Here is a 24,078-nt window from a genome sequence, read left to right on the forward strand (position 1 = left end):
TGGGCATCATGACCCGTAGCAGCCTGCGCCTCGCCGCGCCCGTCCTCGCCCCCGTCTGCGCCTCCGTGCTGGCCCTGTCGGCGTGCGGCGGCGGCACGTCCACGACCGCCGGCACGAGCACGACGAGCGCAGCCGCCGGCGCCTCGCCGTCCGCCTCGGCCGCATCGTCCAGCGCGGCGACCGGGACCGCGACGCCGACGAGCGCGCCCGCGGACTGCCCGACCGAGGCCACGCGGACGTTCGCCAAGACGCGCTTCGTCGCCGACGTGGGTCTCGCGGCCGGGACCTTCCACCGCTGGATCTACAAGCCCTACCAGGAGGGCGCCTTCCAGCAGGGCGCACAGGGACGCCGGACCGCCATCGCCAAGGCCGTCGCCGTGGCCGCGCTCGACGTCAAGCTGATCAGCAACGCCTACGAGAACGTCAAGGCCGACCCGCAGCTCTGCCAGGCCATCGGCGGACCGCTCGGCAGGCTCAAGGACCAGACCACCACCATGAAGGATCAGATCACCAAGGGTGACCTGAGCTCGATCGCCGCCACCGAGGCGCTCGTCTCGGCCGTGCTCGGCAGCTCGCAGAAGGCCGGCCTCCCCATCGAGGAGACGACCGACCAGAGCAAGGCCGGCGTCGGCGGCTGATCGCCCCCGCACCCAGCGTCGTATGGCGGGACGCCCCGCACCCGACATCGGGGCTACTCCTGGTGGTGAAAGCCACCAGAAGTAGCCCCGATGTCCGGTGATCACCTGGTTGGGGGTGCCACGGGCCGCATGGCGGGCAGGTCCCGCACGTGGGCCGCCGCCGGGGGCACACTGACGAGGAGGCCAGGCCACGGGTCCGGCCGGCGTCCGCGCTAGGAGGTTCCTCATGTCCACCAACCCGATCGACACGTGGGTCACGGTGCCTCGCCGCCTGCGCCGCTACGCCGAGGTGCTGGCGCCGGGCGTGTGGTGGATCGGCCACGAGGCGGTCGACGCCTCACGCGCGCGGGCGCTGCTGCTCGACGACGACTTCGCCGTCGTGCCGATCAAGGGGGACCACCTCACGACGATGAGGCAGGGCCAGGCCGCCGTCGCCGCCGCGCTGCGCCTGCCCGGGTCGGCCGCCGTCAACCTCGACGGGCTGGTCGACGCCCTGCGCGACCTCGACCTGTGGTGGCCGCGCACCCGCCGCATCGTCCTGCTCTGGTCCGAGGCCCACGTGCTGCGCGAGGCGGACCCGGCCGGCTTCGACGAGCTCGTGTCGGTCCTGTCCGAGGCGCACCAAGGCCTGTGGCGCTCCGAGCGTGACGCCGCCGTCACCGGCGACGAGCACGAACGCGTCCTCGAGACCGTCCTCGTCCCCGCCACCGACGCCGCGCGGATGGACCCCACGGATCCCGCGATCCAGTGAGCCGTATGCCGTCCGCCCGCCGCCTCGCAGCCCTGCTGCTCGGCGGCGGCGTGCTGCTCGCGGGGTGCACGACTCCGGCCACCCCGGGCGGTGACGGCGACCCGACGACGACGGCGGCCACCGGCATACGGCCTGCGACCCCCACGACCAGCACGACCAGCACGGCCGGCACCACCAGTCCCCGCTCGACCAGTCCCCGCTCGACCAGTCCCCGGTCGAACAGCCCCCGGTCGACGGGCCGGTCGATCCCACCCTGCTCGCCGCAGGAGCTGCCCGCCCAGGTGCCCCCGGTGATCGAGGCGATCCGCGCGGGCGGCCCGTTCCGGCACCCGCGCAACGACGGCGTGACCTTCGGCAACCGCGAGCGCCTGCTGCCGCTGGAGCAGCGCGGCTACTACCGGGAGTACACCGTGCCCACGCCCGGTGCCTCGACCCGCGGCGCCCGCAGGATCATCACCGGCGGCGGCGCGGCGCGCAGCCCGCTGCACTGGTACTACACGGCCGACCACTACGAGAGCTTCTGCGAGATCCCGCGGCCCTGACTGCCGCCCATGGGACTCGCGAACAGGACTGGTGCCCGGCGCCGCCCGGACAGCCTGGGGCCGCGGGGCCCGCGTGGTGCAGGCTGGTCCCATGGCAGGCAAGCAGGCGCAGCGACTCAGCAGGGTCATCGCGCGGTACGCGAAGGACCTCCCCCAGGTCCAGGCGGCGACGGACGAGTACGTCGCGCTGGTGACCCAGCTGCTCGACGACGCCGGCATCAACTACCTCGCCGTGACCGGGCGGGCCAAGTCCGTCGAGTCCTATGCCGCCAAGGCCGCGCGTCGTGTCGGCGGCCGGCTCGTCCACCGCCACCCCGAGACCGAGATCACCGACCAGGTCGGCGTGCGCGTCGTGACGTATGTCCTGGCCGACGTGGAGGCCGTGGCCCAGCTGCTCGGCGCCCAGCTCGTCCTGCTCGACGACCGCGACATGGGTCAGGAGACCGCCGCCCAGGGCCGGTTCGGCTACTCGAGCCGGCACCTGCTGGTGCAGCTCGACCCCGCCCGCGAGAGCGCCGGCGGACCGATGGCCGGGCGCAAGGCCTCGGTGCAGGTCCGCACCGTCCTGCAGCACGCGTGGGCCGAGTTCGAGCACGACATCCGCTACAAGGGCTCGGTCCCCGAGGAGCACGGCCCCGACCTCGACCGTCGCTTCACCCTCGCCGCGGGCCTGCTCGAGCTCGCCGACCAGGAGTTCTCCACGATCCGCGAGCGCCTCCGCGACGCCGGCGGCCCCTCCACCGAGACCGACGAGGACGACCCACGCATCAGCGGGTCGGACCTCGCGGCCTTCCTCGCCGGGCAGTTCGCCGAGGCCGGCTGGTCCCGCACCGACCACTACTCGTGGGTCTCGGGGCTGCTGCTCGAGCTCGGCATCACCTCGCTCGCCGAGCTGCGCGACGTCCTGCGCGGCGTCGACCACGCCGCCATCGAGGCGCGGATGGCCTACCACTACCCGCCCGGGGCGGTCCGCCGCCTCGACGACGCGCTGCTGTGGGCCTTCGGCGAGCGGTATGTCGCCCTCCACGGCAACGCCCACCGCCGTCCCCTGCTCGGGGCCCGCCTGGAGCGGCTGCGCAGCGACGCCTGACCGCACCTCCATCCCCGGCGCGTGCGGACGTGCGCTCCGAGCTCACGAAGGTCGCGTCCGGGCCACCCCCACCAGACATGTGAGCGCTCCCAGCTCACGAAGGTCGCATCCGGGCCACCCCCACCAGACATCTGAGCGCTCCCAGCTCACGAAGGTCGCATCCGGACCACCCCCACCAGACATCTGAGCGCTCCCAGCTCACGAACGCCGCGCCCCAACGCGGCGGTGGCGGAACTAGGCTCGTCCTCATGGGATTCGACGAGGGCCGCGACGAGACCATCCGCTACCACGAGGAGCTCTACTCCGCGCCTGAGGCGCACGATCCTGACGCCTGGCTCAACCGGCCGGCGCCGATCGTGATGGACGCGCTCGCGCACCTCGACCGGACGCGCCCCGTCCGCGTCTATGACCTGGGCGCCGGATCGGGGCGGCACGCCATACCGCTGGCGAGGGCACTGCCCGCGGGCTCGCGCGTGGTGGCGGTCGACCTGCTCGACATCCCGATCCAGCAGCTCAAGGAGCGCGCCGCCCACGAGTCGGTGGGCGACGTGGTGATCCCCGTGGTCGCCGACCAGGAGACGTACGAGTTCGACCGTGGCCCAGCCGATCTCGTCCTCGGGGTCTCGACGCTGGAGCACGTGTCCAGCCGGGACGCCTTCGTGGCCCTGCTGGAGCGGATGCGCGACGCGACCGCCCCGGGCGGCGTCCACGTGCTGGTGATCGCGACCGACCGGCGCGAGGTCGTCGACGGCGAGACCCGGGCGGCCCGGGTCGAGCTGGACCTGGGCCACGACGACGCGTGCGCGATCCTCGAGCAGGTGTATGCCGGGTGGCAGGTGCACGAGAGCTCGTCGCCGCAGACCTCGGTCGCCGAGGACCGCGACGGCCAGGCCTACGACCTGGTGTCCCGCAACGTCCGACGCGTCCTGCAGCGACCGGCCGACTGACCCGCGCCCCGATGCGCTGCCACCCGAGTCGCACCCCGCCGCGGGGAATACCCCATGGGGGTATACAGTTGATCCCATCATGAGCAGCGACACGTGCCCGCACCCGCCCGCCCCGGCCTACGTCGAGAGCGACCACAAGGACGCCTACCTCAAGCGCCTCAAGCGCATCGAGGGCCAGGTCCGCGGCGTGCAGCGCATGGTCGACGAGGACACCTACTGCATCGACGTCCTCACCCAGATCTCGGCGATCACCAAGGCGCTGCAGGCCGTCAGCCTCGGCCTGCTCGAGGACCACATCGGGCACTGCGTCGTCGGCGCCGCCCGTGAGTCCGACGAGGCCGCCGCCGCCAAGGTCGCCGAGGCCTCCGCCGCCATCGCCCGTCTCGTCAAGAGCTGACCGCACCACCCACCCCACCCCCGACAACGTGAGCGTTCCACCCGAGAATGCCGGACGAAACACTCACGATCCTGGGACGACAAGGAGATCCGACATGAGCCAGACCACCACCATCACCGTCAACGGCATGACCTGCGGCCACTGCACGAGCGCCGTCACCTCCGAGCTCAAGGAGATCCAGGGCGTCACCGACGTCGCGATCGACCTCGTCGCGGGCGGCGACTCCCCGGTCACCATCACCAGCGAGGGTCCCGTCGACCCGGCCGCGATCACGGCCGCCGTGGACGAGGCGGGCTACACGGTGGTCTCGTGACCGCGACCCGTATGACGACCAGCCCGCCCGACGAGCAGCAGGCCGAACGCACGGTCGACCTCGCGATCGGCGGCATGACCTGCGCCTCCTGCTCGAGCCGGGTGGAGCGCAAGCTCAACAAGCTCGACGGGGTGCAGGCGAGCGTCAACCTCGCCACCGAGAAGGCCCACGTCACCTATCCGACCGCCCTCAGCGTCGCCGACCTGGTCAAGGTCGTGGAGCAGACGGGCTACACTGCCTCCGAGCTGCGGGCGGGGCGTCGAGCGGGGTCCGGCGAGGGCCTCGCCGAGACCGAGACGGGGGCCCAGGCCGGCAGCGGTCCGGCATACGCCATCGACCAGGTGATGAGCCGCGCGTCCCTGCGCACCCGGCTCGAGATCGCCCTGCCGCTGACCGTGTTCGTCGTCGTCATGGCGATGGTTCCGGCGGCGCACCACCTGCTGGGCGGCGTGCGGCCGTGGGCCGAGCTGGTGCTGACGATCCCCGTCGCGATCTGGGCGGCGTGGCCGTTCCACCGGTCCGCCGTGATCAACGCCCGCCACAAGGCCTCGACCATGGACACGCTGGTGTCGATCGGCGTGACCGCGGCCTTCTTGTGGTCGGTCGTCGCGACGTTCGCGGGCAGCACCGGGCACATGTACTACGAGGTCGCGGCGGTCGTCACGACCTTCCTGCTGGCCGGTCGCGTCGCCGAGCACCGGGCCCGCACCGCCGGGCGATCGGCGCTCACCAGCCTGCTCGAGCTGGGCGCCAAGGACGTCGCGGTGCAGCGCATCGACCCGCAGACCCGCGTCACCCGCGAGGTCCGCGTGCCGATCGAGGAGCTGCAGGTCGGTGACCAGTTCGTCGTCCGCCCCGGCGAGAAGGTCGCCACCGACGGCATCGTCGTCGACGGCAGCTCCGCGCTGGACCGCTCGGTCGTGACCGGCGAGTCGATCCCCGTGGACGTGACGCCCGGCGACGAGGTCACCGGCGCCACCACCAACGCGCACGGCCGGCTCATCGTCCGCGCCACCCGCGTCGGCTCCGAGACGACCCTCGCCTCGATCACCCGCCTCGTCGAGGCCGCCCAGACCGGCAAGGCTCCGGTGCAGCGGCTGGCCGACCGGATCTCCGCGGTCTTCGTGCCGGTGGTGCTGGTCATCGCGGCGCTGACCTTCGCGGGGTGGCTGGTCGCCGGGCAGGGCGCCGCCGCCGCGCTGTCGGCCGCCGTGTCCGTGCTCGTCGTCGCCTGCCCCTGCGCGCTCGGCCTCGCCACCCCCACGGCGCTGCTCGTCGGCACCGGCCGGGGCGCCGAGCTGGGCGTGCTCATCAAGGGCCCGGAGATCCTCGAGTCCACGCGCCGTATCGACACCGTCGTGCTGGACAAGACCGGCACCGTCACGACCGGCAAGGCCACCCTCGTCGACGTGACGCCGAGCGGACGGCTGACCCCGACCGCCGCCCTGCAGGCCGCCGCCTCCGTCGAGGCCGGCTCCGAGCACCCCGTCGCCCAGGCGATCGTCCGCGCCGCCCAGCAGCGCGACATCGAGCTGCGCCCGATCGCCGACTTCACCAACCTGCCCGGCATGGGGGCGCGCGCCACCATCAAGGGCACCGAGGTGACCGTCGGCAAGGCCAGCCTGTTCGACGTCGTCCCCGGCGACCTCGAGGGTCTGGACCGCGTGGGCACCACCGTCCACGTCGGGTGGGGTGGCGTCGCGTACGCCGCCCTCACCGTCGCCGACGAGGTCCGCCCGACGTCCCCCGCCTCGCTCGAGGCGCTGCGCGACCTCGGCCTGCGCACCATGCTCCTCACCGGCGACAACAAGCGGACGGCCCGTCAGGTGGCCGAGGAGGTCGGCATCAACCCGGCCGACGTCATCGCCGAGGTGCTGCCGAGCGACAAGCACGAGGCGATCGCCCGGCTGCAGCGCGAGGGCCGGGTCGTGGCCATGGTCGGCGACGGGGTCAACGACGCCGCCGCCCTGGCCCAGGCCGACCTCGGGCTGGCGATGGGCAGCGGCACGGACGTCGCGATCGACTCCGCGGACATCGTGCTGGTGCGCCCCGAGATCGGGGCCGTGGCCGACGCCATCGGCCTGTCCCGGCGCACGCTGGCGATCGTCAAGCAGAACCTCGCCTGGGCGTTCGGCTACAACGTCGTCGCGATCCCGCTGGCCGTGCTCGGCCTGCTCGACCCGATGGTGTCGGGCGCGGCCATGGCCCTGTCCAGCGTGCTCGTGGTGACCAACAGCCTGCGGCTCAAGGCTTTTGGTCGGGCGCGCACCTGACCTGAGCCCGCGAGGGAGCTCGTATGCCGAGAGCCCCCCGCCACCAGACGTGAGGTCTGGTGGCGAGGGCTCTTTCTCGTCATACGGCCGAACCCGCCGGGGGTAAAGGCATCAGCCTGGCGAACGAAGCCCGGCCGATGCATCCGCCGGGGGTAGGGCCATCAGCCGGGGTTGGACACGTCGGCCCGCGGTGCGAACCCAGGCGGGTGTGACGACCTGAGGTAGGTCAGATGGTGACGTCGCCGGTGGGGGTCTGGAAGGTCACGGCCAGCAGGCCGGCGCTCCCGGCCGGCGCCACGAACTCGAAGTCGATGACCGACGACGTCGCGTCGGCGTCCATGCCCAGCCAGTCCCGCACGCGGTCAGGCGACCCACCGATGGTCAGGTGCTTGATGGTGACCTCGCTGGTGGCGGCGGCCGACGGGTGCACGCTGCCCTCGTCCCACTGCACGAAGAACGGCAGCTGCGGGTCGGCGATCAGGCCCTTGACGCCGAGCTGGCGCCAGGTGTGGGTGACGCCGTCCGGGCGGGTGCGGTTGCCGGACACGGCCTCGCGGCCCACGCGCTGCTCGACCTGGGCGATGTCGTCGACCCGGATCACCCAGCCCATCCAGCCGCCACCCTGCTCGGAGCGCAGCCGCACCGCCTGCCCGAAGGGGGCCTTGTCGGTCACCGGGTGGTCGAGGACCTCGACGACCTCGACGTAGCGCTCGTGCGCGAGGGGCAGGACGATGTTGCGGGTGCCGAAGCGGGGGTGCACCCCGCCGTAGACCGGCTCCACCCCGAGGCGGGCCGCCAGACGCTCGGCGGTCGCGATGGAGCCATCCGGCTCGGCGGCATAGGAGACGTGGTCGACGCGCATGGCCACATCGTGACACAGGTCATGCCGTGCCCTTGAACCCAGGTCAGCCGGTGGCAGCCCGGCGCTGGCGCACGGCCTCGTAGATCACGATGGCCGCCGACGTCGCCACGTTGAGGGAGTTGGCCCGCCCCGTCATGGGGATGCGGACGCGCACGTCGGCCGCGGCCATGAAGTCCTCGGTGAGGCCGGCCTTCTCCGTGCCGACGGCGATCGCGACCGGTCCGGTGTAGTCGACGTCGGTGTGCTCGACGTCGGTGTCCGGGGTGGCGGCGACCACGAGCACGCCCCGGTCGCGGCATACGGCCAAGGTCTCCTGCGTCGATGCCGACGCGACCGGCACGGAGAACACCGTGCCCTTGCTCGACCGCACGAGGTTGGGGTTGCCCCAGTCGGTGACCGGGTCGGCCGCGACGACGGCGTGGATCCCCGCGGCGTCGGCGGTGCGCAGCATGGCACCGAGGTTGCCGGGCTTCTCGACGCCCTGGCACACGAGCAGGAAGGGGTCGGCCGGCAGCGTCAGCTCCTCGAACCCGCGCCCCACCGACCGCACGACCGCGAGGAACCCGTCCGGGCCCTCGCGGTAGGCGACCTTCTCGAACGCGACGCGACCCAGCCGCACCACCTCTGCGCCGCCGGCCTGCACGTCCCGGACGACGCGCGTCTGGCGGTCGGGGTCGAGCATCAGCTCCGGGCAGTAGAAGAGCGTCTGCGGCCGCACCCCCGCCGACAGCGCGAGCTCGAGCTCTTCGTAGCCCTCGAGGAGCGTCACCCCGCTCTCCTCGCGGGCACGCCGACGACGCAGCCCGGTCAGGGCGCGCAGCCGTGGGTTGGCCGGGGAGGTGATGACGAGCTCGTGCATAGGGCACACAGCATGCCACGCGGGACGCCGACCCGGTGAGGCGCCCCCGAGCGTGGTCGCGCAGGTGGGAGAGTGGAGTCCATGACGAGCCGCCCCGCGCCGATGACCCGATTCGCCGTACGCCAGCGGATCACGCCGATCGTCAACCGCTACGAGATCCGCCGGCTCGACGACGCCGGCAACGAGGGTGAGCTCCTCGCCCTCGCGCAGCAGAAGCGGATCGCGCTCAAGGAGCTGGTCACCTTCTACACCGACGAGTCGCGATCGACGCCGGTGTTCGCCTTCCGCGCCCGCCAACGCATCGACCTGGGTGCGACCTATGACGTAACCGACGCCTCCGGGGCCCAGATCGGGTGGTTCCGCAAGGACTTCGCGAGGTCGCTGCTCCGCTCGACCTGGCACCTCGGCACCGCGGACGGCCTCGAGGCCACCGGCACCGAGCGCAGCCAGGGCATCGCCATCGCGCGCCGCCTGATGGAGAACCTGCCCGTCGTCGACGCGTTCCCCATCCCGTGGGTGTTCCACTTCGACTTCACCGCCGGTGACGGCACCCCGGTCCTGACGTCCGAGCGCAAGCTGTCGGTGCGCGACCGGTATGCCGTCACCCTCCCCGTCGCCCCCAACGGCTGGCAGCTGGACTGGCGCGTGGGCGCCGCGATGGCCGTGGCGCTCGACGCCCTGCAGGCCCGCTGACCGTCCCCGACAACGGATCACACGGATCACCGATCACCCCGACCGACGCAGGAGAGAACGTGCAGAACCAGGTCCGCGCCAGCATCGCCGTCCTCGCCGTCGTGGCGGTGGCGGTCGCCGCCTGGATCGGGGCGAGGTCCGGTCTGGTCGCGGGGTTGGGGACCGGCGTCGTCGCGCTCGGGCTCGTCGCCGCCTATGGGTGGTGGTCGTTGCGCGGGGGACGGCATACTCCCTGGGCCGAGGCTCGCGGGTCCGTCCGGGACGGCCACGCGGTCGTCCTGTGGAAGCCCGGCTGCCGCTACTGCGAGCGCCTGCTCCGCGCCCTCGGAGCGGACGAGCGCGTGACCTGGGTCAACGTCTGGCGGGACCCCGACGCCAACCAGGCCGTCAGGGACCTGAACGGCGGGGACGAATACACGCCGACGGTCCTCGTGGGCTCGGCCGTCCTCCGCAACCCCACCGCCGAGGAGGTCGTCGCCCACCTCGGGTGACCGGGGCAGCCCCACCCGGCCGTATGCCGGAACCGCCCGCCCCCATCGACGGGTGTCAGCGGAGGGAGGCGACGACGCTGTCGATCTGGCGCCCCGAGAGGCGACCGGCCCCTTCCTGCAGCAGCAGGAAGGTCGCCCGGCGGCCACGGACGCCGACCACCTCGAGCCAGGTCGCCGTCTCACCCGCGAAGGTGCGCCGGTCCACGAGGTCGGGGCTGGCGCGCAGCGGCTCGTAGGTGAACGGGGCGTCGCCCCTGCCGCGGCACGACTCGGCCTGGCCGCGGTAGAGGTCGACGAGCCGGCGGGCCGCGGCCTCGTCGGGGAGCTCGACCGTCACGGTGGTGCCCGACGCGCCGCCGGGTCCGCGATAGGTCCCCTCGAGGGCCGCGGTCGGCACGGGATAGCCGGCGGGCACCTCCTGGCACCCCAGCCCGAGCAGCTCGTGCGCGGTGGACCGTGGGTCGCGCGCGTTGACCCAGGTGCCGTTCGGGATGTAGGCGCCGTCCGCGCCGTCCCCGACGGCCGTCGTCCAGCCGGACGGGGTCGGCAGGGCGCGCTGGTCGAGCGCCCCGGCCCTGGTGGCGGCGGGGGCGGTCGGCAGCGGCGGCTCGACCACGACCGGCTCGGGGGGCGAGGTCGCGGGCGAGGTCGGAGGGGCGGTTCCCGCTGAAGTGGGAGACGAGGTGGCCGCCGCCGACCCCGGCGCTGAAACTCCTCCGGTGGACGAGGGCGCTTGCGCCGCAGCGGTGGTCGCTGCCCCTGCGGACGCCACTGCCCCAGAGGTTGTCGGCGACCCGGAGGGTGTCGGTAACCCGCTCGAGCAGGCGGCTACCGGGCCCAGCAGCGCCGCCAGCCCCAGCGCCGCGAGGCAGCGGGCCGGCATACGACCGGTCATCGCTGGAAGTGCTGCCAGTCGAAGCCGCTCAACCAGGTGAACCCGTTGCCCAGCAGCGCCTTGGTGAACGGCGTCGACGGGGTCAGCATCCCGGGGCGGTAGGGCGTGCGCGCGACGTAGGCCTGGCCGTTCTTGGGCAGCCAGACGCCGGACGGGATGCGGTAGGGGTTCTCGACGGTGTTGATGTCGACGGAGGTGCCGTAGCTGTGCGGGGACATCCGGTAGGGGTTGCCCGTCACGCGCCGGCAGTTGAAGCCGTTGGTGTTGTCGTGCTCCATCGAGATGATGTCGTCGCCGCCGTAGACGCTGGCGTCGCGCATCTCCCGGATCGGGAACCTCCCGTTGAACGCCGTCTGGAAACTGTTGAGGATCGGGGTGACGTTCGCGGTCCGGATGACGAGGCGCCCGCGGTGGATCCGCCCGTCGAAGCCCCAGTGGTTCATGTCGATGGTGCGCAGGCTGGCCGGCCCGACGGGGCATCCCGCGCGATGGGTGCGCGGCACGTCGGCGGCGACCGTCCCGCGCACGACCGGGTCCATCACCGCGACGCGGTTGATGCCGCGGGACGGGCTGGCCGCGACGACGCCGTTGGGCACGGTGATGGCCGTCCGCACGGTGACGACGCCGACCGCTCCCTGGCCGTAGGTCAACGGGAGCGTGAAGGCGCCCCCTGCGCGCGTCGTGCCGATCTGGGAGGTGCGCCACCCGGCTGGCGTGAGCACCTCGGTTCGGACCCGGATGCCCGCGATCCGCGGCGAGACGACGCCGGTCACGGGCGGGTTCTTGAGCGTGTCGGTCGCGGGCGGCACCGTCATGGTCACCGACGGAGCGACCACCGCGCGCGCCACCTGAGCCGACGCGGGTGCACCCTCGACCACGGCCTGATAGCTGCTCGTGCCCACGGCCCCCATCGGGCCGGTCCACGAGAACGCGCCGCTCGTCCCGGTGGTCGCGGTCGCGACCTGCACGTATGCCGCCGCACCCGGCGCCTTGCGCAGGATCCGCACGGGCGTGCCGGCCCGGGCCGGCAGGACCATGCCGACGACCCGGGTCTGCCCGACGCCGGCCACCCAGTCCCACCCTCCGCATCCCGCGCACTGCAGCGACACTCGCACCTGCTGGCTGTCGTGGGTGCGCGGCGCGGTGGGCCTCGGCGAGGGCGGCGGCGCCGGCGGGGTCGTGCTCGTGGGTGCGCCGACGGGAGCACCTGGCGCCTCGCTCGTCGGGGCCGAGGTGGTCGGGGCCGAGGTGGTCGGGGCCGAGGTGGTCGGCGCGGCGGTGGCCGGGTCGTCGGCAGAGGCAGGGCGGGTCGGTGCGCCGGGCAGGGAGCTGCCAGCCGGCAGGCTGCTCGGCGCCGGGGCCGGTGTGCTGCCCGCGAGCGCCCAGGCGGACGGGGCCACCCCGAGCGCGCCTGCGGCAGGCACGAGCACGGCGGCCATGGCGAGTGCTGTTGAACGGCGCATCATCGGTCCCCCAACCTGACTTTCGGTCGATGATAGACACACGCACAGTCACGTCAGCAGGTTGCACCGCTCTGAGACCAGCTCGACGAGTGCCCGTCGGACCGTCAGACCGTCCGACGGTCCGGGGGGCCGCCCGGTCGACGGCGAGGCGTCAGTCGATGAGGGAACGCAGGACGGGCACGAGCCCGTCGTCGTCGACGTGCCCGGTGACCTCGTCCGCGGCGGCCTTGACCTCGTCGGGCGCATTGCCCATCGCCACGCCGCGGGCGGCCCAGGACAGCATCTCGAGGTCGTTGCGCTGGTCCCCGACGGCGACCGTGTCGGAGGGGTCGACGCCGAGCTTGCGGCGCACGAGCTCCAGTGCGGACGCCTTGGAGACGCCCTCCGGCGCGATGTCGAGCCAGGCCGAGAAGCCCACGGCATACGAGACCCCGTGCAGACCCACGGCGTGCACCTGGGCGAGGAAGTCCTCGACCGGGGTCTCGGGCTGGCGCAGGGTCACGCGGGTGGCGGGGGTGTCGATGAGCTCGTCCCAGCCGACGACGCGAATCTTGCCGTCCAGCTCGCCGTCGGGGAAGGGCGCGTTGACCTTGAAGCCCTTGCCGAGCTCCTCGACGGCGGCGAGCGCGCCGGGCATCTTGTCCTGCAGCAGCCGCAGCGACGGTCCGGGGTCGAAGGTCACGACCTCGGTGAACTTGTAGCCCTTGCGCTTGTGGGGGTCGAGCTTGAGGGTGACGGCGCCGTTGGAGCAGACGGCGCGACCCTGGCTGATCCCCAGCGTGCGGATGATCGGCATGGTGGCGACGCACGCGCGTCCGGTGGCCATGACGACGTGCACCCCCGCGTCGGCCACCGTCTGGACGGCCTCCTGGACGGCGGGTGACAGCTCACGGGCGTGGTTGATGGTGGTGCCGTCGATGTCGAGGCAGACCATGCGGGGGCGGTGCGCCATCGGTCAGCGGCCCGCCGGGGTCAGGAGCTCGCGGCCGCCGAGCCAGGGGCGCAGCGCCTCGGGCACGCGCACCGACCCGTCGGCCTGCTGGTGGTTCTCGAGGAGGGCGACGATCGGCCGGGTGCTGGTCGCCATGGTCCCGTTGAGGGTCGCCACCACGCGCGTGCCGCTGCCCTGCGGGTCGCGCTCGCGGATGCCGAGCCGGCGCGCCTGGAAGGTCGTGCAGTTGGACGTCGACGTCAGCTCGCGGTAGCGCTCCTGGCTGGGGACCCAGGCCTCGCAGTCGAACTTGCGCGCGGCCGGCCCGCCGAGGTCGCCCGCCGCGACGTCGATGATGCGATAGGGCAGCTCGAGCGCGTCGAGGATCCGCCGCTCGATGCGCAGGAGGTTGTCATGCTCGGCCTCCGCGTCCTCGGGGCGGCAGTAGACGAACATCTCCGTCTTCTGGAACTGGTGGACGCGGAAGATGCCCTTGGTGTCCTTGCCGTGGCTGCCCGCCTCGCGGCGGTAGCAGGTCGAGGTCGCGGTGTAGCGCAGCGGGCCGTCCGACAGGTCGATGATCTCGTCGAGGTGGTAGCCCGCGAGGCCGACCTCGGAGGTGCCGGTGAGGTAGAGCTCGTCTGCGGGCAGCTGGTAGACCTCGTCGGCGTGGCTGTCGAGGAAGCCGGCGCCCGCCATCGTCTGCCCCTTGACCAGGTTGGGGACGACGAGCGGGACGAAGCCCTCCTCGGCGGCGATCTGCTGACAGAGCCCCATGAGGGCGTACTCCAGCCGCGCCCCGTCGCCCTTGAGGTAGTAGAAACGGCTGCCCGCGACCTTGGCCCCGCGCTCCAGGTCGATGCTCCCGAGCGCCGTGCCGAGCTCGACGTGGTCCTTGACGTCGATCCCCTCGGCCGCGAAGTCCCGTGGCGTACCGACGGTCTCGCGCAGCTCGAAGTCCTCCTCGCCGCCGGTGGGCACACCGTCGACGATGACATTGCCGATGCGGTGGGCGATGACGTCCATCTCGCGAGCGGCCTCGTCGGCGGCCTGCTCGAGCTCCTTGACCTGCGTGCTCAGCTCACCGGCCGTGGCCCGGGCCGCCTCGGCCTGCTGCCTCAGCTGCTCCGCGTCGTCGGCGCCGGCCTTCCTGGCCCGCTGCGCCTGACCCATGAGGGCGCCCACGTCCTTGGACACCGACTTCTGCTCCGCCCGGAGCGCCTCGAACCGGGACTGCGCCGCGCGACGACGCTGGTCCAGCTCGAGGATCTGGTCGACGAGGGTGTCGTCCTCGCCGCGGGCACGTTGCGACTTCCTGACCCGCTCGGGGTCGTCGCGCAGCAGCTTGATGTCGATCACGGATTCAGCCTAGTGGCCTGCGACGACACCCCTCCACCTCGTATGCCTGACGGGCCGGGCGCTCGCGTGGTCGCCGCCTCGGCCCCGGTGGCAGGACGCGGCATACGACCCGGGGCCACGAGGCGGCACCGATCGGGCCCAAACGGGGTTAGCCCAGGCATTCGCACGGGTACCGTTCAGGCGTGCCAGACATGTGGATCCTCGTCATCGGCGTCGCCGTCCTGCTGCTCGTGCTCGTCCTCGCCACCCGGGGACGATCGGGTGCAGCGCGGCCGTCGGACGCGGCCGGCAGCTCCGACAGCACCGACAGCACCGACAGGGCTGCTGGCGCCTCGACCGGCGTCGCGAGCGAGACCACCCCCGAGCCGGAGCCGCTCCCCCGCGCCGCGGTGATCGTCAACCCCACGAAGTTCGACCACGTCGCCAAGGTCCGCGACGAGGTCCGCGCGCTGTGCCAGGAGACCGGCTGGGACGAGCCGCTCTGGCTGGAGACGACCGAGGACGACCCGGGCTCGGGCCAGACCAAGGAGGCGCTCGACGCGGGGGTCGACGTGATCTGCCCGCTCGGCGGCGACGGGACCGTGCGCACGGTCGGGAGCGAGATGGCCCGCGCCCGCTCCGAGGTCCCGATCGGCCTGCTGCCCGGCGGCACCGGCAACCTGCTGGCCCGCAACCTCGACCTGCCGGTCGACTCGCTGCGCGACGCCCTGGCCATCGCCCTGACCGGCGAGGAGCGCGTCATCGACGTCGGCGTGCTCCGCGTCAACCCTGCCCCGATGGACGGCGAGGGCGAGGTCGATGACCAGCCCGTCGACGCCGAGGCGCTGGCCCCGGAGGACACCGGCCCCGAGGAGCTGCACTTCCTGGTCATGGCCGGCATGGGCTTCGACGCGGACATCATGGCCGACGCGCCCGAGGGCCTGAAGTCCAAGGTGGGCTGGGCCGCCTACCTCGTGTCCGGCGCCAAGCACCTGTGGGGCTCCCAGTTCAAGGCCCAGGTCACGACCGACACCGAGACCTTCTCCCGGCGCACGCGCAGCGTCATCATCGGCAACTGCGGCAAGATCCAGGGCCTGGCGCTCATGCCCGAGGCCCAGGTCGACGACGGCAAGCTGGACGCCCTCATGCTGTCCCCCGACGGTGGCATTGGCTGGGGCGCGGTGCTCCTGCGCCTGGTCACCGCCAAGCGCAAGGGTCACCACCGCGTCACGCACCACACCACGCGCAACATCACCGTCAACGCCAGCCGCGCGGTCCAGGTCCAGCTCGACGGCGACACCATCGGCGAGCGCACGTCCATCAGCGCCCACGTCCTGCCCGCAGCCCTGCGGGTCCGCGTCGCCTCCGCCACCGCCTCCGCCACCCCGGCCTCGGGCGCCTCCAAGGGGGACGTCGCCGCGTGAGCCCCACCCGGCGGACCAGCCTGCGAGGACGGCTGCGGCGCCACCATGCGCGCCAGCTCGCCCGCGCCGTGCTGACCGCCGTGGTGCTCAGCGCACCGGTCATCGCCCTCGCCGTGCTCGTGCAGCAGCGGTTCGCCCCGCTCATGGAGCTGGACCAGCGCGCGATCGTCGCCGCCACGGACGTCACCCGTGCGCACCCCGACCTGCGCTCGGCGCTCGTCCTGTGGCAGGAGATCTGGCAGCCGTGGCGGGCCTACCTCGCCGCGACGCTGGTGTGCCTGTGGACCTGGCGCGCTCGCGGCATGACCGCCCGCTCCTGGTGGGCGTGGATCACGATGATGCTGGGCTGGAACCTGTTCTTGCAGGTCAAGCTGCTCGTCCAGCGAGCGAGGCCGGTCGTCGACGACCCGGTGTCCCACGCGCCGGGCTACAGCTTCCCGTCCGGGCACGCCGCCAACACCGCAGCCATCTGCATGGTCCTGGTGGTCCTGCTGTGGCCGCTCCTGCGGACCCGCGCCCAGCGCGTCGTCGCCGTCGTGCTCGCCGCGGTGGCGACGGTCACGGTCCTGCTCGACCGCGTCTACCTCGGCGTCCACTTCCCCTCCGACGTGACCGCCGGCCTGCTCCTCGCGGCGGCCTTCGTCTACGGCTCGTGGCGCGGCTTCGTCCACGTGCCGGCGACCGGCGAGCACGGCATACCGGCCAACCCGGCCGACCCCACCGACCCCACCGACCCCAGCACCGAGCGCACCGAGGCGCTCGGCACGAGGAGAACCTGACATGCCCTTCCTGCTGCGCTACGACCTCGACAGCTCCCGCCCCAGGGCAGGAGCGGCGTTCAAGGATCTCCTCGTGCGCGCCATCGCGCCGGGCATCGTGCTGTTCCTCGCGATCTACGGCTTCGGCCTGGCCCTGATGGGCCCGCTCAAGAGCTGGGACACCGCCGAGGAGCCGATCAACAAGGACCTCGAGTCGGGTCGCACCAGCCTGTGGAACTCCGTCACGATGGTGTGGTCGCACATCGGCAACACGGAGTACATCATCGGGTCCTGCCTGATCATCATCGCCCTGGTCTGGTGGCGCACCAAGGAGTGGTGGTATGCCGTGATCCCCGGCATCGCCATCGCGCTGCAGGCCAGCATCTTCGTCGCCGCGACCGAGCTCACCGGCCGCCCCCGGCCCGAGGTCAGCAAGCTCGACCCGGCGCCCCCGACCTCGTCCTACCCCAGCGGGCACGTCGGCGCGGCCACCGCGTTCTACCTCTCCCTCGCCTTCATGGCGCACCGGATCGACAACGTCGTCCTGCGCCGCCTCGTCCAGTTCGTGTGCGTCCTGATCCCGTTCCTCGTGGCCTACGCCAGGGCCTACCGTGGGATGCACCACGTCATCGACATCGTCGTAGGCATGCTCAACGGTGTCCTGTGCGCGCTGATGGCCTGGCTCTGGTTGCGCCGCAAGGAGGCTCGTTCGTCATGATGGCCCCGCACCACTACCACTTCGACCACGTGTGGCAGGTGCCGCTGCCGCTCGGCGAGGCCTACGACGTCCTGCTCGACGTCGACCGCTACGCGCAGTGGTGGCCCCAGATCCGGGCCACCGAGCCGCTGCCCGGGGACGCCCGACGCCTGTCGGTGCGCTCGCTGATCCCGGTGACGCTCAAGATCGTCGCCACCAAGCAGATCCTCGACCGCGACAACGGCGTGCTGCGCGTCGGCCTCGCCCAGGACCTCGTGGGCTATGCCCAGTGGGACCTGTCCTGGCAGGGCGACACCACCACCGCCGCCCGCTGGACCCAGGACGTCTATCTCACCAACCAGCACCTCGAGCGCATGCCGGTGACCAGCCACCGTCTGCTGCGGATCAACCACACGCACATGATGCGGGCGGGCGAGCAGGGGCTGCGCAAGTACCTCGCCGTCAGGCCAGACGCGTCATCTGCTGAGCAGTGATCCCGCTGCGGTCCACCCGATAGACCTTGGCGTCGTCGCGCTCGGTCACGCACGCCTGGACCTTGCCGTCGAGGACGTGCAGCGCCGCGCCGTCGTCGGCCGCCCAGCCCACCGGCAGCTCGCCCTCGCGCACCCACGACAGGTAGTGCGGGGCGCGCTCCGCCTCGCTGTCGAAGTGCGGCGAGAAGGACCCGCGCACGAAGCCCAGGCCGCCGCGCCAGGGGTCGATGCCGCCGAACGAGTCGGTCGTGCACGCCTCGCACCAGACGTTGGCCCCGGCACTCGTGCCGGCGAACACCACGTCACGCTCGGCCCGCAGGTCCCGCACCGCCTGGCTGACCCCGTGCGCGTCCCACAGCGCCATGAGGTTGACGGTCGAACCGCCCCCGACATACAGCAGGTCGATGTCCCCGAACCGCTCGAGGGCGTGCCGGGCGTCCTGCCACAGCGTGAGCACCATCGTCTGCACGCCCAGGCCGCCGAAGGCCGTGAGGAAGCGGTGGACGTACTCCGGGTCGTCGGCGGACGCTGTGGGCGCGAAGCAGACGAGGGGGTTGGACCTGCCCGTCAGCTCCAGGGCGTACCGGTCGAGGGCCGTGGCCGCGTTGTCGGGCGACATCGAGAAGCCGCCGCCACCCATGCAGAGGATGTGCGTCATGCCTCGACCCTAGTCAGCGGTCCCGGTCGTCGCGCGGCAGGGGTTGCTCCGGCCCGGGTGAGACGCCCCACACCTCGGCGCTCAGGGGGTGCGCAGCGAGCGCAGCCAGGACCGCGCGTGCTGGAAGTCCGCGTCCTGCGTGCCCGCGGCGACGGTCGCGGCGAGCCGGTCCGCGCGCGGATAGCTGCCGAGGAAGCGCACGTCCGCGCACACCCTCCGCAGGCCCATCAGCGCCTCGCCGACCCGCTCGTCGTCGACGTGCCCCTCGATGTCGATGCTGAAGCAGTAGCGGCCCATGCCCTCCCCGGTCGGGCGGGACTCGAGCCGGGTGAGGTTGATCCCCCGCACCGAGAACTGCTCGAGCAGCCCGAGCAGCCCGCCCGGGTGGTCCTCGTGCTGGTAGAGGACCATCGTCGACTTGTCGGCGCCGGTGGGCGCCGGACCGCTGCCCGGCCGGGACACCAGCACGAAGCGCGTGACGGCGGCTCGGTTGTCGCCGATGTCGCCGGCCAGCAGCTCCAGGCCGTGCACGGTGGCGGCGACGGGCGCGCACACGGCTGCGTCATACGGGGTCTGGTCCTCGGTCGGCCCACCGAGGCCGGCCGCGGCCGCCGCCGTCGACAGGGTCGGCACGTATGCCGCCTCGGGGAGCCGCGTGGACATCCAGCCGCGGACCTGGGCCCAGGCATGGGAGTGGGTGCCGACGGCGCGGACGTCCGCGAGCGTCACGCCCGCCGGTGCCGCGAGGACGAAGGTGATGGGGACGAGCATCTCGGCGACCACCACGAGCGGGTCGCCGGTGGCGAGGGCGTCCAGGGTGGCGCTGACGCCGCCCTCGACGGAGTTCTCGATCGGGACGACGGCCGCGTCGACCTCGCCCGCGCGCAGGGCCGCGAGGGCCGAGTCGACCGAGCCGTGAGGCACCCGCTCGGCGTCGGGCGCGGACGCCTCGGGCCGCTGCAGCAGCGCCTGCTCGGTGAAGGTCCCGGCCGGACCCAGATAGGCGTAGCGCATGCGGACTCCCTCGACGCGGGTGGACGCCCGCCGCCGCGGGTGCGGGGGCAGGCGTCCACGATCATGGCTCAGTCCGACGCGGTCAGCGCCTGCCTGAACGTCATGCGAGACGAGGTCTGCATGAGCGAGCGGCGGTACATCCGCTCGCCGAGGACCATCGCGACGGCGGCGAAGGCCAGGGTGAGCGCCAGGGCGATGACGCCCTCCCACCACTGCGCCGAGCCGTCCATGAGGCGCGTGGGCATGAGCATCGAGGAGAGCACCGGCACGTAGGACAGCGCCACCCGCCACGCCCCCGCCGCCATGAAGGAGGCGAAGAAGCCGATGATCAGCACCATCGTCAGCGGGGTCGTGGTCTGCTGGAGGTCCTCGTTGCGGGTCGCGAGAGAGCCCGCGACCGCCCAGATGCAGGCCAGGGCGAGGAATCCCGCGAGGAAGAACAGGACGTACCAGATCGCCGCGGTCGCCACCCCGCCGAGCATCTCCTTGAACGGGGTGAAGCTGATCCCGACGAGCCCGACCGCGAGGTAGAGCACGATCTGGCCGACCGCGATCACGGTGTTGCCGATGACCTTGCCCGCGAGCAGCTGCCGCACGGGGATGGCCGAGGCGAGGATCTCGACGATGCGCGACTGCTTCTCCTCGATCACCGACTGGGCGATCTGCATGCCGAACATCAGCGCCGCGAAGTAGAAGAGCATGGCGAACACGCCTCCGACGACCTTGGCGGTGACCTCCTTGGACACGTCGGTCCCGGACAACGTGCGGGTGGTCACCGCGGTCTGCCGGCTGATGGCCTCGGGGGTCGTGCCCGCCCTGGCCGCCGTGGTGGCGAGCGTCTGCGAGGTGAGCACCTGACGGGTGGCCGAGGTCAGGTCGGTCGGCGCGGTCTCGTTGCTGGTGATCTGCCAGCCCTCGCCGGAGCGGGCGAGCAGGACGTCAGCATCACCGTCCTGGACCAGGCGCTCGGCGGCCGCCTGGTCGGCGACCTGGGTGACCTTGACCTCGTCGGAGTCGTCGCCGGCCGACATGGTCCGACCCACCGCCTCCGCGAGCGTCCGGCCCTCGGCCGAGGCCACGGCGACCGTCGTGGCGCTGGTGCGGCTCGCCATCCAGCCCTGGAACCCGGTGATCCCGATCAGCAGGACCATGGTGATGACGGTGCCGATGATGAAGTTCTTGTCGCGCAGCTTGACCGCCATCTCCCGGGCGGCGACCAGCTGCCAGGCGTTGCGGGGCGCGCGGCCCCCGCCCGGTGCCGCGGCGCCCTGACCTGCCGGCGTCGACGGGGAGGGATGCGTCTCGGGGGCCATCTGGGTGCTCATGCCGTCACCTCTCGGTAGATCTCGCTCAGGCTGGGGCACACGCGGGCGAACTCGGTGACCGTGCCGCGTGCGAGGGCCTCGGTCAGCAGCCGGCGGTCGGCGCCGGCCTCGAGCAGCTCGACCAGGGCCGACGGGCCGTCGACGTCGACCACGTGCAGCCCCGGCTGGGACCGCACCCATCCGGCGTCGCCGCCCAGGACGATGCGATGACGCTGCGGCCCCCTCGACCGCAGCTCGTCGGCGGTGCCCTGGGCGACGACGCGGCCCTTGCTCAGCACGACCAGGCCGTCGCACAGACGGTCCACGAGGTCGAGCTGGTGGCTGGAGAAGAGCACGGGCACGCCGGTGCGGGTGTGCTCTCGCAGGAGGTCGACCATCGTGTCGACGCTGGCCGGGTCGAGCCCGGAGAACGGCTCGTCCAGGATCATCACGCGGGGCCGGCTCATCACGGCCGCGGCGATCTGCACGCGCTGCTGGTTGCCGAGCGACAGCGACTCGAGCTTGTCCTTGGCGCGGTCACCGAGGCCGAACCGCTCGAGGTGCTGGTCCGTCGCCTGCTGGGCGTCCGGGCGCGACATCCCGTGCAGCCGACCGAGGTAGACGAGCTGGTCGGCGATCCCCTGCTTGGGGTAGAGGCCGCGCTCCTCGGGCATGTAGCCGAACGTGCGGCGGTCCGCGGTGGTCACCTCATGACCGTCCCAGCGCACCTCGCCCTCGTGGATCTGCAGCAGGCCCATGATCATCCGCATGGTCGTCGTCTTGCCGGCGCCGTTGCCGCCCACGAAGCCGATCAGCTGCCCCCTCGGCACCGCGAACGACACGTGGTCCACGGCGGTGTGGTCGCCGAACCGCCGCGTCAGGTCCTGGACCTCGATCACGTCTCACCCCTCCTCGTGCGGGTGGCCCCGGAAGCGGTTCTTCCGGCATACGGCCTGCTCGCACCACCCAACCTAGGAGGTCGCGAGGGGGCGCACCTCCCCCGCGAGGATGATCTCGTCGCGGGGCTACTCCCCCGGCTGGATGAGGCCCGACTCGTAGGCGAGGACCACGGCCTGCACCCGGTCCCGCAGGTGCAGCTTGGCCAGGCAGCTGGACACGTGCGTCTTGACCGTCGCCTCGCCGACGAAGAGCTCGCGGGCGATCTCGGCGTTGGAGAGCCCGCGGCCCACGAGGACGAGCACCTCGCGCTCCCGCTCGGTCAGGGTGGCCAGGGCGGCCGTATGCCGGGAGCCGGCCGCCGTCTCGGCGGGTGCGGGACCCTCGGCCGCCGCCATCTGGGCGATGACCCGGCGGGTGACCTCGGGAGCGAGGAGGGCGTGCCCGTGGCCGACCGCGCGGACGGCGTCGACGAGCTGGTCGGGGTCGGCGTTCTTGAGCAGGAAGCCGCTGGCGCCGGCGCGCAGCCCGTCGAAGAGGTAGTCGTCGTTGTCGAAGGTGGTGAGGATGAGGACCTTGGCGAGGTCCTCGGCGGCGATCACGCGGGTCGCCTCGATCCCGTCCATGACCGGCATCTGCACGTCCATCAGGACCACGTCGGGGTGCAGGCTGCGGGCCTGGTCGACGGCGACCGCGCCGTTGGCGGCCTCGCCGACGACCTCGAGGTCGTCCTCGACCGACAGCATCAGCCGGAACCCGTTGCGCACCAGCGCCTGGTCGTCCGCGAGCAGCACCCGCAGGACCTGCGCGCCGCCCACCATGTCGTTCCCCCGGTCGTCCCCCATGGCCGACACCCTAGCGACCTGCTCGGACGCAGGTGTCCCCAGTCCTCGCTGGCAGGCGTCCCCTGTCCTCGCTGGCAGGCGTCACGTGCCCCCGGCCGCGCGGCCCCGGTCACGAGCCGGAGGTCAGCGGGAAGCGCACGCGGACGCGATAGCCACCCGTGGCCCGGGGGCCGATCTCGGAGGTGCCGCCGTGGGAGGCGATGCGCTCGCGCATGCCGAGCAGCCCCAGCCCCGACCCGGACGTGCCGGAGCGGGGCCGTCCCTCGTCGAGCACCTCCGCCTCGACGAATCTCCGCTCACCCTCGCGGTCGATGCGCACGACCACCCCCGCGGCGTGCGCGGTCGAGTGGCGGCGGACGTTGGCGAGCGCCTCCTGGACGGTGCGATAGATCGACAGCCCGACCGGCATCGGGACCTCGGTGAGCGCACCCGGCCGGTCCTCGACGACCTGGTAGGTGACGGTGAACCCCGGGCGCGACGCGGCGTTGACCAGCTCGGCGACCTGGTCGACCCCCGGCTGGGGAGCGCGGTCGCGGTCTGCAGCCGCGTCGTCGGTGGCCGCTGCACCGGGGTCGCCCCCGGTCGGCCGGTCCGTGCGGCGCAGGGTGCCGAGCAGCCCGCGCATCTCGCCGACGGCCTGCCGCGAGGACTCCTCGACCTGGCCCAGCGCCGCGGCCGCCGCCTCGGGGTTGCGGTCCAGCACACGGCGGGCAGCCGCAGCCTGGACCCCCATGACCGAGACGTGGTGGGCGACGACGTCGTGCAGCTCGCGAGCGATCCGCAGCCGCTCCTCGACGACCTTGCGGTCGGCCAGCTCGTCGGCCTGCTGCGCGAGCTGGACCGACTGACGCTCGAGCAGGTCCCGCGAGCGCGCCTGCCGCCAGGCGGCCTGGCCGCCGACGATGCCGCCGCCGAAGTAGACGAGGTTGGTCACGACGTCGAAGACGACGGAGGCCTGGACGATCGGGAACAGCCCCTGGGCGGGCCGGACGTCGTCGCGACGGTCGAGGATCTCCTGCACCGCCGTGCCGAGGGCGTACTGCCAGGCGATCCAGCCGAACATCAGGACGAGGACGGCCCCGACCAGCCCGAGCATGGCCCGCCGCGAGCGCGCCCACGCCACCCCGGTGAACAGCGCGAAGACGTAGACGCACTGCATCGTGAAGCCCCGCATGACCTCCGGCACGGTGATGCCCACGAGGAACATGTGCAGCTGGAGGATCCCCATGACGAGCAGCGGGTGGCTGCGCCGCCAGACCAGCGGCAGCGTGCCGAGGGCGATCAGCAGGTGCTGGACCCACACGGGATGGTCGACGTAGCGGGGGTCGGCGATGCTGCGGACGAGCTCCATGCCGAGCGCGCCCCAGACCCACAGCGCCAGGGCGATCCACAGGTCGTTGCGACGTTGGGACGCCGTCGGCCCGGGGCGCTCCCAGAGGTCGTCGACGGCGAAGAACGCACGGATGCGCTCGCCCGCGGCGGTCAGGGTGGTGGCCATGGCCGA

The 24,078-nt window shown here is 72.7% G+C and carries 27 protein-coding genes; 15 read left to right on the forward strand and 12 right to left on the reverse strand.

Annotation, left to right across the window (positions count from 1 at the left end; translation table 11 throughout):
- Nucleotides 1-8 precede the first annotated feature (8 nt).
- The 8 genes from K313_RS21920 to K313_RS0101820 all read left to right on the forward strand — a co-directional run bounded on the left by K313_RS21920 (nucleotide 9) and on the right by K313_RS0101820 (nucleotide 6,951).
- Nucleotides 9-638 carry a hypothetical protein gene (locus K313_RS21920; protein WP_029210176.1) on the forward strand — a complete coding sequence of 210 codons (630 nt, stop codon included), beginning with the start codon at nucleotides 9-11 and terminating at the stop codon, nucleotides 636-638.
- Between the two features lie 226 nt (nucleotides 639-864).
- Nucleotides 865-1,389 (forward strand): barstar family protein, encoded by a 525-nt coding sequence (locus K313_RS0101790; RefSeq protein ID WP_029210177.1) that lies wholly within the window; start codon nucleotides 865-867, stop codon nucleotides 1,387-1,389.
- A gap of 5 nt (nucleotides 1,390-1,394) precedes the next feature.
- Nucleotides 1,395-1,931 (forward strand): guanyl-specific ribonuclease, encoded by a 537-nt coding sequence (locus K313_RS0101795; RefSeq protein WP_029210178.1) that lies wholly within the window; start codon nucleotides 1,395-1,397, stop codon nucleotides 1,929-1,931.
- Nucleotides 1,932-2,022: 91 nt separating this feature from the next.
- Nucleotides 2,023-3,021, forward strand: a complete 999-nt coding sequence (locus K313_RS0101800) for a GTP pyrophosphokinase (RefSeq protein ID WP_019285363.1) — start codon at nucleotides 2,023-2,025, stop codon at nucleotides 3,019-3,021.
- Nucleotides 3,022-3,269: 248 nt separating this feature from the next.
- Complete coding sequence (locus tag K313_RS0101805) at nucleotides 3,270-3,968, forward strand: class I SAM-dependent methyltransferase (protein ID WP_029210179.1); 699 nt, start codon at nucleotides 3,270-3,272, stop codon at nucleotides 3,966-3,968.
- Between the two features lie 79 nt (nucleotides 3,969-4,047).
- Complete coding sequence (locus K313_RS0101810; protein ID WP_019285365.1) at nucleotides 4,048-4,365, forward strand: metal-sensitive transcriptional regulator; 318 nt, start codon at nucleotides 4,048-4,050, stop codon at nucleotides 4,363-4,365.
- 94 nt (nucleotides 4,366-4,459) lie between these two features.
- On the forward strand, nucleotides 4,460-4,678 hold the full coding sequence (locus tag K313_RS0101815; RefSeq protein ID WP_019285366.1) for a heavy-metal-associated domain-containing protein: 219 nt from the start codon (nucleotides 4,460-4,462) through the stop codon (nucleotides 4,676-4,678).
- Nucleotides 4,675-6,951: a heavy metal translocating P-type ATPase gene (locus K313_RS0101820; RefSeq protein ID WP_420804893.1), complete on the forward strand. Its 2,277-nt coding sequence runs from the start codon at nucleotides 4,675-4,677 to the stop codon at nucleotides 6,949-6,951. The genes K313_RS0101815 and K313_RS0101820 overlap by 4 nt, the downstream gene beginning before the upstream one ends.
- Nucleotides 6,952-7,177: 226 nt before the next feature.
- Here the strand turns inward: K313_RS0101820 and K313_RS0101825 are convergent, their stop codons facing one another.
- Nucleotides 7,178-7,813 carry a VOC family protein gene (locus K313_RS0101825; RefSeq protein ID WP_029210181.1) on the reverse strand — a complete coding sequence of 212 codons (636 nt, stop codon included), beginning with the start codon at nucleotides 7,811-7,813 and terminating at the stop codon, nucleotides 7,178-7,180.
- Nucleotides 7,814-7,856: 43 nt separating this feature from the next.
- Nucleotides 7,857-8,672, reverse strand: coding sequence for an RNA methyltransferase (locus K313_RS0101830; RefSeq protein ID WP_019285370.1), 816 nt, complete (start codon nucleotides 8,670-8,672; stop codon nucleotides 7,857-7,859).
- An 81-nt stretch (nucleotides 8,673-8,753) separates the two neighbouring features.
- Between K313_RS0101830 and K313_RS0101835 the strand changes: the two genes are divergently transcribed.
- Nucleotides 8,754-9,365, forward strand: coding sequence for an LURP-one-related family protein (locus tag K313_RS0101835; RefSeq protein ID WP_029210182.1), 612 nt, complete (start codon nucleotides 8,754-8,756; stop codon nucleotides 9,363-9,365).
- Nucleotides 9,366-9,424: 59 nt separating this feature from the next.
- Entirely contained in the window at nucleotides 9,425-9,856 is a 432-nt protein-coding gene (locus K313_RS24355; RefSeq protein WP_029210183.1) for a glutaredoxin family protein, read from the forward strand.
- A 55-nt stretch (nucleotides 9,857-9,911) separates the two neighbouring features.
- Here the strand turns inward: K313_RS24355 and K313_RS0101845 are convergent, their stop codons facing one another.
- Nucleotides 9,912-10,472: a hypothetical protein gene (locus K313_RS0101845; protein ID WP_029210184.1), complete on the reverse strand. Its 561-nt coding sequence runs from the start codon at nucleotides 10,470-10,472 to the stop codon at nucleotides 9,912-9,914.
- Between the two features lie 275 nt (nucleotides 10,473-10,747).
- Nucleotides 10,748-11,860 carry a M15 family metallopeptidase gene (locus K313_RS21925; RefSeq protein WP_156911093.1) on the reverse strand — a complete coding sequence of 371 codons (1,113 nt, stop codon included), beginning with the start codon at nucleotides 11,858-11,860 and terminating at the stop codon, nucleotides 10,748-10,750.
- Between the two features lie 22 nt (nucleotides 11,861-11,882).
- Between K313_RS21925 and K313_RS0101855 the strand changes: the two genes are divergently transcribed.
- Nucleotides 11,883-12,233 carry a hypothetical protein gene (locus K313_RS0101855; RefSeq protein WP_156911094.1) on the forward strand — a complete coding sequence of 117 codons (351 nt, stop codon included), beginning with the start codon at nucleotides 11,883-11,885 and terminating at the stop codon, nucleotides 12,231-12,233.
- A 132-nt stretch (nucleotides 12,234-12,365) separates the two neighbouring features.
- On the opposite strand, the gene K313_RS0101860 is transcribed toward K313_RS0101855, so the two are convergent.
- Nucleotides 12,366-13,148, reverse strand: coding sequence for an HAD family hydrolase (locus K313_RS0101860; protein WP_338021317.1), 783 nt, complete (start codon nucleotides 13,146-13,148; stop codon nucleotides 12,366-12,368).
- 21 nt (nucleotides 13,149-13,169) lie between these two features.
- The gene (gene serS / locus K313_RS0101865; RefSeq protein WP_029210187.1) at nucleotides 13,170-14,504 is read right to left on the reverse strand and encodes a serine--tRNA ligase; all 1,335 of its coding nucleotides are present in this window, start codon (nucleotides 14,502-14,504) and stop codon (nucleotides 13,170-13,172) included.
- 191 nt (nucleotides 14,505-14,695) lie between these two features.
- Here serS and K313_RS19670 point away from each other — a divergent pair, with 191 nt between their 5' ends.
- Genes K313_RS19670 through K313_RS0101885 form a run of 4 tightly spaced genes read left to right on the forward strand, consistent with a single transcriptional unit; the run spans nucleotide 14,696 to nucleotide 17,856 of the window.
- Nucleotides 14,696-15,907, forward strand: coding sequence for a diacylglycerol/lipid kinase family protein (locus K313_RS19670; RefSeq protein ID WP_029210188.1), 1,212 nt, complete (start codon nucleotides 14,696-14,698; stop codon nucleotides 15,905-15,907).
- The gene (locus tag K313_RS19675; RefSeq protein ID WP_156911095.1) at nucleotides 15,904-16,686 is read left to right on the forward strand and encodes a phosphatase PAP2 family protein; all 783 of its coding nucleotides are present in this window, start codon (nucleotides 15,904-15,906) and stop codon (nucleotides 16,684-16,686) included. The genes K313_RS19670 and K313_RS19675 overlap by 4 nt, the downstream gene beginning before the upstream one ends.
- A 1-nt stretch (nucleotide 16,687) precedes the next feature.
- Nucleotides 16,688-17,383 carry a phosphatase PAP2 family protein gene (locus K313_RS0101880; protein WP_029210190.1) on the forward strand — a complete coding sequence of 232 codons (696 nt, stop codon included), beginning with the start codon at nucleotides 16,688-16,690 and terminating at the stop codon, nucleotides 17,381-17,383.
- Complete coding sequence (locus K313_RS0101885; RefSeq protein ID WP_029210191.1) at nucleotides 17,380-17,856, forward strand: SRPBCC family protein; 477 nt, start codon at nucleotides 17,380-17,382, stop codon at nucleotides 17,854-17,856. Before K313_RS0101880 ends, K313_RS0101885 begins: the two co-directional genes overlap by 4 nt.
- On the opposite strand, the gene K313_RS0101890 is transcribed toward K313_RS0101885, so the two are convergent.
- The 6 genes from K313_RS0101890 to K313_RS0101915 all read right to left on the reverse strand — a co-directional run bounded on the left by K313_RS0101890 (nucleotide 17,825) and on the right by K313_RS0101915 (nucleotide 24,072).
- Entirely contained in the window at nucleotides 17,825-18,514 is a 690-nt protein-coding gene (locus K313_RS0101890; protein ID WP_019285380.1) for a Type 1 glutamine amidotransferase-like domain-containing protein, read from the reverse strand. The genes K313_RS0101885 and K313_RS0101890 overlap by 32 nt on opposite strands.
- A gap of 81 nt (nucleotides 18,515-18,595) precedes the next feature.
- On the reverse strand, nucleotides 18,596-19,528 hold the full coding sequence (gene pheA / locus K313_RS0101895; protein ID WP_029210192.1) for a prephenate dehydratase: 933 nt from the start codon (nucleotides 19,526-19,528) through the stop codon (nucleotides 18,596-18,598).
- A gap of 68 nt (nucleotides 19,529-19,596) precedes the next feature.
- Nucleotides 19,597-20,853 (reverse strand): ABC transporter permease, encoded by a 1,257-nt coding sequence (locus K313_RS0101900; RefSeq protein WP_029210193.1) that lies wholly within the window; start codon nucleotides 20,851-20,853, stop codon nucleotides 19,597-19,599.
- Nucleotides 20,850-21,731, reverse strand: a complete 882-nt coding sequence (locus K313_RS0101905; protein WP_029210194.1) for an ABC transporter ATP-binding protein — start codon at nucleotides 21,729-21,731, stop codon at nucleotides 20,850-20,852. The genes K313_RS0101900 and K313_RS0101905 overlap by 4 nt, the downstream gene beginning before the upstream one ends.
- Before the next feature lie 126 nt (nucleotides 21,732-21,857).
- A complete protein-coding gene (locus K313_RS0101910) occupies nucleotides 21,858-22,574 on the reverse strand; it encodes a response regulator (RefSeq protein WP_240483917.1) in 717 nt (238 codons plus the stop codon).
- 109 nt (nucleotides 22,575-22,683) lie between these two features.
- Nucleotides 22,684-24,072, reverse strand: coding sequence for a sensor histidine kinase (locus K313_RS0101915; RefSeq protein ID WP_029210196.1), 1,389 nt, complete (start codon nucleotides 24,070-24,072; stop codon nucleotides 22,684-22,686).
- Nucleotides 24,073-24,078: the final 6 nt, after the last annotated feature.

This window comes from Arsenicicoccus bolidensis DSM 15745 (assembly GCF_000426385.1).
Taxonomy (GTDB): domain Bacteria; phylum Actinomycetota; class Actinomycetes; order Actinomycetales; family Dermatophilaceae; genus Arsenicicoccus; species Arsenicicoccus bolidensis.

Bases quoted from the DNA above. Each gene is read 5' to 3' on its own strand.
- K313_RS0101860 (WP_338021317.1), bottom strand. From the start codon at position 13,148: ATGGTCTGCCTCGACATCGACGGCACCACCATCAACCACGCCCGTGAG.
- K313_RS19670 (WP_029210188.1), top strand. From the start codon at position 14,696: ATGTGGATCCTCGTCATCGGCGTCGCCGTCCTGCTGCTCGTGCTCGTC.
- K313_RS0101915 (WP_029210196.1), bottom strand. From the start codon at position 24,072: ATGGCCACCACCCTGACCGCCGCGGGCGAGCGCATCCGTGCGTTCTTC.
- K313_RS0101885 (WP_029210191.1), top strand. From the start codon at position 17,380: ATGATGGCCCCGCACCACTACCACTTCGACCACGTGTGGCAGGTGCCG.
- K313_RS0101790 (WP_029210177.1), top strand. From the start codon at position 865: ATGTCCACCAACCCGATCGACACGTGGGTCACGGTGCCTCGCCGCCTG.
- K313_RS0101825 (WP_029210181.1), bottom strand. From the start codon at position 7,813: ATGCGCGTCGACCACGTCTCCTATGCCGCCGAGCCGGATGGCTCCATC.
- K313_RS0101830 (WP_019285370.1), bottom strand. From the start codon at position 8,672: ATGCACGAGCTCGTCATCACCTCCCCGGCCAACCCACGGCTGCGCGCC.
- K313_RS0101835 (WP_029210182.1), top strand. From the start codon at position 8,754: ATGACGAGCCGCCCCGCGCCGATGACCCGATTCGCCGTACGCCAGCGG.
- K313_RS0101810 (WP_019285365.1), top strand. From the start codon at position 4,048: ATGAGCAGCGACACGTGCCCGCACCCGCCCGCCCCGGCCTACGTCGAG.
- K313_RS0101805 (WP_029210179.1), top strand. From the start codon at position 3,270: ATGGGATTCGACGAGGGCCGCGACGAGACCATCCGCTACCACGAGGAG.
- K313_RS0101795 (WP_029210178.1), top strand. From the start codon at position 1,395: ATGCCGTCCGCCCGCCGCCTCGCAGCCCTGCTGCTCGGCGGCGGCGTG.
- K313_RS0101890 (WP_019285380.1), bottom strand. From the start codon at position 18,514: ATGACGCACATCCTCTGCATGGGTGGCGGCGGCTTCTCGATGTCGCCC.
- pheA (WP_029210192.1), bottom strand. From the start codon at position 19,528: ATGCGCTACGCCTATCTGGGTCCGGCCGGGACCTTCACCGAGCAGGCG.
- K313_RS0101880 (WP_029210190.1), top strand. From the start codon at position 16,688: ATGCCCTTCCTGCTGCGCTACGACCTCGACAGCTCCCGCCCCAGGGCA.
- K313_RS0101910 (WP_240483917.1), bottom strand. From the start codon at position 22,574: ATGGGGGACGACCGGGGGAACGACATGGTGGGCGGCGCGCAGGTCCTG.
- K313_RS0101800 (WP_019285363.1), top strand. From the start codon at position 2,023: ATGGCAGGCAAGCAGGCGCAGCGACTCAGCAGGGTCATCGCGCGGTAC.
- K313_RS0101815 (WP_019285366.1), top strand. From the start codon at position 4,460: ATGAGCCAGACCACCACCATCACCGTCAACGGCATGACCTGCGGCCAC.
- K313_RS21920 (WP_029210176.1), top strand. From the start codon at position 9: ATGACCCGTAGCAGCCTGCGCCTCGCCGCGCCCGTCCTCGCCCCCGTC.
- K313_RS0101900 (WP_029210193.1), bottom strand. From the start codon at position 20,853: ATGAGCACCCAGATGGCCCCCGAGACGCATCCCTCCCCGTCGACGCCG.